Origin of the sequence: Streptomyces lonarensis, assembly GCF_012033735.1 — a bacterium.
GTDB classification, from domain to species: Bacteria; Actinomycetota; Actinomycetes; order Streptomycetales; family Streptomycetaceae; genus Streptomyces; species Streptomyces lonarensis.
In genome coordinates, this window is sequence record NZ_JAAVJD010000292.1 from 1 (window position 1) to 5502 (window position 5502).

The 5502-nt window shown below is 73.1% G+C and carries 4 protein-coding genes; 3 read left to right on the forward strand and 1 reads right to left on the reverse strand.

Annotated features, from left to right (window positions below; genetic code table 11):
* Positions 1–87: 87 nt before the first annotated feature.
* Complete coding sequence (locus HCN56_RS23055) at positions 88–1821, forward strand: flavin monoamine oxidase family protein (RefSeq protein WP_167974202.1); 1734 nt, start codon at positions 88–90, stop codon at positions 1819–1821.
* A 157-nt stretch (positions 1822–1978) separates the two neighbouring features.
* On the opposite strand, the gene HCN56_RS23060 is transcribed toward HCN56_RS23055, so the two are convergent.
* A complete protein-coding gene (locus HCN56_RS23060; RefSeq protein ID WP_167974204.1) occupies positions 1979–2758 on the reverse strand; it encodes a FadR/GntR family transcriptional regulator in 780 nt (259 codons plus the stop codon).
* 253 nt (positions 2759–3011) lie between these two features.
* On the opposite strand from HCN56_RS23060, the gene HCN56_RS23065 reads away from it, so the two are divergent.
* Positions 3012–4388, forward strand: a complete 1377-nt coding sequence (locus tag HCN56_RS23065; RefSeq protein WP_167974206.1) for an MFS transporter — start codon at positions 3012–3014, stop codon at positions 4386–4388.
* Positions 4385–5502 (forward strand): dihydroxyacetone kinase family protein (locus tag HCN56_RS23070; protein ID WP_312871393.1); only part of this gene is annotated, 1118 nt, incomplete at its 3' end. The genes HCN56_RS23065 and HCN56_RS23070, both read left to right, overlap by 4 nt.

The following is a 5502-nucleotide window of genomic DNA, read 5'->3' on the forward strand; positions in this document are numbered from 1 at the left end:
CACGACCGGCCGCAGCCCCATCCGCATCAGCTCGTGGGCGGCGACCAGGCCGGAGAGGCCGCCCCGAACGTGCCAGGAGAGCCGTCCATGACCTCCACGGTGCCCACCGCCGCCCACGACGACCAGCACCCCGCCGGTGCCGACCAGCCGCCGCTGACGATGTTCGGCCCGGACTTCCCATTCGCCTACGACGACTGGCTCGCCCACCCCGCCGGGCTCGGGCAGGTCCCCGCCACCGCCCACGGACGGGAGGTCGCGGTCATCGGGGGCGGCCTCTCCGGCCTGGTCGCCGCCCACGAGCTGATGCGGATGGGGCTGCGGCCGGTCGTGTACGAGGCGGACCGCATCGGCGGGCGGCTGCGCACCGACACCTTCCCCGGCTGCCCGCCGGAGCTGACCGCCGAGATGGGCGCCATGCGGTTCCCGCCGAGCTCCACCGCTCTGGCCCACTACATCGGGCTCACCGGCCTGCGGACCGAGCCGTTCCCCAACCCGCTGGCGCCCGCCACCCCCTCCACCGTGGTGGACCTCAAGGGCCGCGCCCACTACGCCCGCACCCTCGACGACCTGCCGGAGGTCTACCGCACCGTCATGGCGGCGTGGAACACCTGCCTGGAGGAGGGCGCGGACTTCGCCGCGGTGCAGCACGCGATCCGCCACCGCGACACCGCACGGCTCCGAGAGATCTGGTCCCGGCTGGTGGAGCGGCTGGACAACCAGACCTTCTACGGGTTCCTCTGCGACTCCCCGGCGTTCTCCTCCTTCCGGCACCGGGAGATCTTCGGCCAGGTCGGGTTCGGCACCGGCGGCTGGGACACCGACTTCCCCAACTCCGTCCTGGAGATCCTGCGGGTGGTGTACACCGGCGCCGACGACGACCACCACGGCATCACCGGCGGGAGTCAGCAGCTGCCGGAGAGGCTGTGGGACCGGGCGCCGGCCAAGCTGGTCCACTGGCCGCACGGCACCTCGCTGCGGTCGCTGCACGGCGGTGAACCCCGTCCCGCCGTCACCCGGTTGACTCGCACCGCCGCGCCGGACGGCGGGACGGCGATCACCGTCATGGACGCCTCCGGCGCGGTGCGCACCTACCCCGCCGCTGTCTTCACCGCGCAGTCCTGGCTGCTGCTGGCGAAGATCGACTGCGACGAGGCGCTGCTGCCCATCGACCACTGGACGGCGGTGGAGCGCACCCACTACATGCAGTCCTCCAAGCTCTTCGTCCCCGTGGACCGCCCCTTCTGGCGCGACCCCGAGACCGGCCCGGACGGCCGACCCACCGGGCGGGACACCATGTCGATGACGCTGACCGACCGGATGACCCGCGGCACCTACCTGCTGGAGAACGGCCCGGACCGCCCGGCGGTGATGTGCCTGTCCTACACCTGGTGCGACGACAGCTCCAAGTGGCTGCCGCTGACCGCCGCGGAGCGGTTGGAGGTCATGCTGAAGTCGCTGCGGGAGATCTATCCCGGGGTGGACGTGCGGCGGCACATCATCGGCGACCCGGTGACGGTCTCCTGGGAGGACGAGCCCTGGTTCATGGGGGCGTTCAAGGCCAACCTGCCCGGCCACTACCGCTACCAGCGGCGGCTCTTCACGCACTTCGTGCAGGACCGGCTCCCGGCGGACCGGCGGGGGCTGTTCCTCGCGGGTGACGACGTGTCGTGGACCGCGGGCTGGGCCGAGGGCGCGGTGCAGACGGCGCTCAACGCGGTGTGGGGCGTCATGCACCACTTCGGCGGCGCGACCGACCCGGCCAACCCCGGGCCGGGGGACGTGTACGACGCCATCGAGCCGGTGATGCTGCCCGAGGACTGACAGCACCGCCGGGGGCCGGCACCGTGCGAGGCGCTCCCTCCCGGCACGCCCGGCCCCTCGGGTGCCCGGCCCCGACGGGCCGTCACCGCGACGGCGCCGGACGCCGACGGCCGGTCCGCCGTCGGCGTCCGAAGACTGTCGCCGCTCGGGCCGGCGGTCAGCCCGCGCCCGGTTCGCCGGCTTCCGCGGCGGGGGTGGCCATCGCGGCGCGCAACCGCTCGCTGGCCATCGTCATGTGCTCCGCCATCGCGCGCTCCGCCCGGTCCGGGTCTCGCTCGGCAATGGCGCGCAGCACCGAGTCGTGCTCGCAGAGGGTCCCGCTGATGGTGCCCTCGATGTCGCTGACCCGCTCCATCCAGACCTGCAGCAGCGCGCGGATGCTGTAGAGGATGTCGCTGAGCACGCTGTTGCCCGCGATGCGCGCCGTCTCCAGGTGGAAGGCGATGTCGGCGTCGATGAACGCCCGGCGGTCGTCACCGGCCTCGCGCATGTGCGCCAGGTGCTCGGTGAGCCGCGCGATCCCCTCGGGGGTCGCGCGCTCGGCGGCCAGCCGGGCGGAGATCGCCTCCATGTGGGTGCGCACCTCCACGAGGTCCTGGGTGCGCGGCTGGCCCAGCATCAGACCCCAGTTGATGGCGCGCGGCAGGAACTCCGAGGTGCCCTCGCGCACGTAGGAGCCGGAGCCCGGCCGGATCTCGATGATTCCCAGCACGTCGAGGGCGGACAGCGCCCCGCGCACGCTGGACCGTGCCACCCCCAGTGCCTCCGCCAGCTGCCGTTCCGCCGGTAGCCGGGTGCCGGGGCGGATGTCGCCCGCGGAGAGGTGGTCCAGGAGCCGCTTGGCGACCTCGCTGACGGAGGACTCGCGCACCACCGGACGCAGGAGCTGCTCCAGGCCGGGCGTGGCGGGGATCTGCTGATCGGGCTGACTGGTCACGCGACCTAGTACACCAGATCCCCACCCGCCCCTCGGGCCGGTGCGACCCGCCGGGGGAGCGGGCCCTCGTGCCGCACCCCGGAGCAGGAGTATTGGCAGCTGCAATTCTGTGACCCACGTCACGCCGGTAAATTGGTGACCAATTTACCGGTCGGGGTCTAGCGTGTGCTCAATCCGGCCGACGAGGAGCCGCCTTGGCTCGGCCGAATCTGAACCACCCGGACGGAGTTGTCCGGAGAGCCGAGGAGTCACCATGGGTGCAGCCGAAGCCCCGACCGCGAACGCGGTCGAGAGATCCGCCATCAGGAAGGTCTCGGTACGCCTGGTGCCCTTCGTGGCGCTGATGTTCTTCGTGAACTACCTGGACCGCACCGCGATCTCGTTCGCCGAGCCGAACGGCATGGGCGACGACCTCGCGCTCACCGCGGCCCAGTTCGGGTTCGCCTCGGGGATCTTCTTCCTGGGCTACATCGTCCTGGAGGTCCCCAGCAACATGGCGCTGCACCGGTTCGGTGCCCGCCGCTGGCTGGCGCGCATCATGATCAGCTGGGGCGTCGTCTCGCTGCTGTTCACCTGGGTGCAGAGCAGCGAACAGCTCTACGTGCTGCGGTTCATGCTCGGCGTGGCCGAGGCCGGGTTCTTCCCCGGCGCGATCCTCTTCCTCAGCCAGTGGGTGCCCTCGCAGCACCGGGCCAAGATCCTCGGCCTCTTCTACCTCGCCCAGCCGCTGACCACCGTCGTCGGCGCCCCGCTGGCGGGCTGGCTCATCAGCCACCACGGCCTGTTCGGGCTGGAGGGATGGCGCGTGATGTTCCTCTTCGTCTCGCTGCCCGCCATCCTGCTGGGCATCGCCGCGCTCTTCGTCCTCGTCGACCGCCCCGAGGACGCGAAGTGGCTCAACCGCGACGAGAAGAACTGGCTCACCGGCGCGCTGGCCGCGGAGAACGCCGGCAAGACCGGCAGCACCTCCCGCCACCACGCCAAGGGCGACCTGCGCCGCGCCCTGACCAGCTCCCGCGTGTGGGTGCTCTCCCTGGTCTACTTCGGCTTCGTCTACGGCCTCTACGCCCTGGCGTTCTTCCTGCCGACCATCATCGACGGCTTCCAGGAGCAGTTCGGCACCGAGTTCAGCGTGATGGACAAGGCCTGGATCACCGCCATTCCCTACCTCCCGGCCGCCGTCGTCCTCTTCTTCTGGACCCGGCACGCCAACCGCGTCGGCACACGGACCTGGCACATCGCCGGCCCCGCGGTCGTCGGCGGCCTCAGCGTCCCCCTCGCACTCTGGACGGGCTCACCGGCCGCGACCGTCGCCGTCATCACCATCACCGCCTGCGCCATCTTCGCCGCGCTCCCGGTCTTCTGGACCGTCCCCTCCCGCTTCCTCACCGGGGCCGCCGCGGCCGCCGGCATCGCCCTCATCAACACCATGGGCAACGTCGCCGGCTTCGCCTCCGGCTACGTCACCGGCTGGCTGCGCGACCTCACCGGAAGCTACGTCGTCCCCCTCTACCTCGTCGGGTTCTTCATGCTCCTCTCCGCCGTGCTCATCACCGGCATCGCCACCCGCACCAAGGACCCGCGGACCGCCTCCGCGCCGGTCGGCGACACCCCGGAGGTCCGGTCGTGACCCACCTCCACAACGACCCCGCGGACTTCGCCGACGAGGCGCTGGCCGGCTTCGCCGCCGCCCACGCCGCCCGGGTGCGGCCCGTCGACGGCGGCGTCGTCCGCGCCCACGGCACTCCGGCCGGCCAGGTGGCCGTCGTCATCGGCGGCGGCTCGGGCCACTACCCGGCCTTCGCCGGGCTGGTCGGGCGAGGACTCGCCCACGGCGCCGCCGCCGGCAACGTCTTCGCCTCGCCCAGCGCCCGGCAGGTCCGCTCGGTGGCGACCGCCGCCCACGGTGGCGCCGGGGTCCTGCTGCTGTTCGGCAACTACGCCGGCGACGTCCTCCACTTCGGGGAGGCGGCCCAGCGGCTGACCGCGGACGGCATCCCCACCGAGACCTTCGCCGTCACCGACGACATCGCCGCCGCCCCGCCCGGCGAGCGGCGCGACCGGCGCGGCATCGCCGGCGACCTGCCGGTCTTCAAGGCGGCGGCCGCCGCCGCCGAGCAGGGGCTGCCGCTGGCCGAGGTCCTGGCCGCCGCCCGCCACGCGGACGCCCGCACCCGCTCCTTCGGCATCGCCTTCGGCGGCTGCACCCTGCCGGGCGCCGACGCCCCGCTGTTCACCGTCCCCGAGGGGCGCATGGCCGTCGGGCTCGGCATCCACGGCGAGCCCGGCATCGGCGAGGCGCCGCTGCCGACCGCCGACGAGGCCGCGGAACTCCTGGTGGAGACGCTGCTCGCCGAGCTGCCCGACGGTGTCGACAGCCCCGCGGGCCGTCGCGCGGCGGTCCTTCTCAACGGTCTCGGCGCGGTGACGTACGAGGAGCTGTTCGTCGTCTACCGCACCGTCGCCCGCCTGCTGGGTGAGGCCGGGGTGCGGATCGTCGAACCCGAGGTCGGCGAGCTGGTCACCAGCTTCGACATGGCCGGGGTCTCCCTCACCCTGACCTGGCTCGACGACCGGCTGGCCGACCTGTGGGCGGCCCCGGCCGACACCCCCGCCCACCGCAAGGGCGCGCTGCCCGCCGACGCCCCCGCCCCCGTCCCCGGTCCCGAGGCCGCCGCCGTCGACGGTGCGGTGCCCCCGCCGCGCACCCGGCCGCAGCAGCCCGCGACCGCGGAGTCCCGCGC

Coding starts and splice junctions, on each gene's coding strand:
- HCN56_RS23055 (WP_167974202.1), top strand. CDS start 88: ATGACCTCCACGGTGCCCACCGCCGCCCACGACGACCAGCACCCCGCC.
- HCN56_RS23065 (WP_167974206.1), top strand. CDS start 3,012: ATGGGTGCAGCCGAAGCCCCGACCGCGAACGCGGTCGAGAGATCCGCC.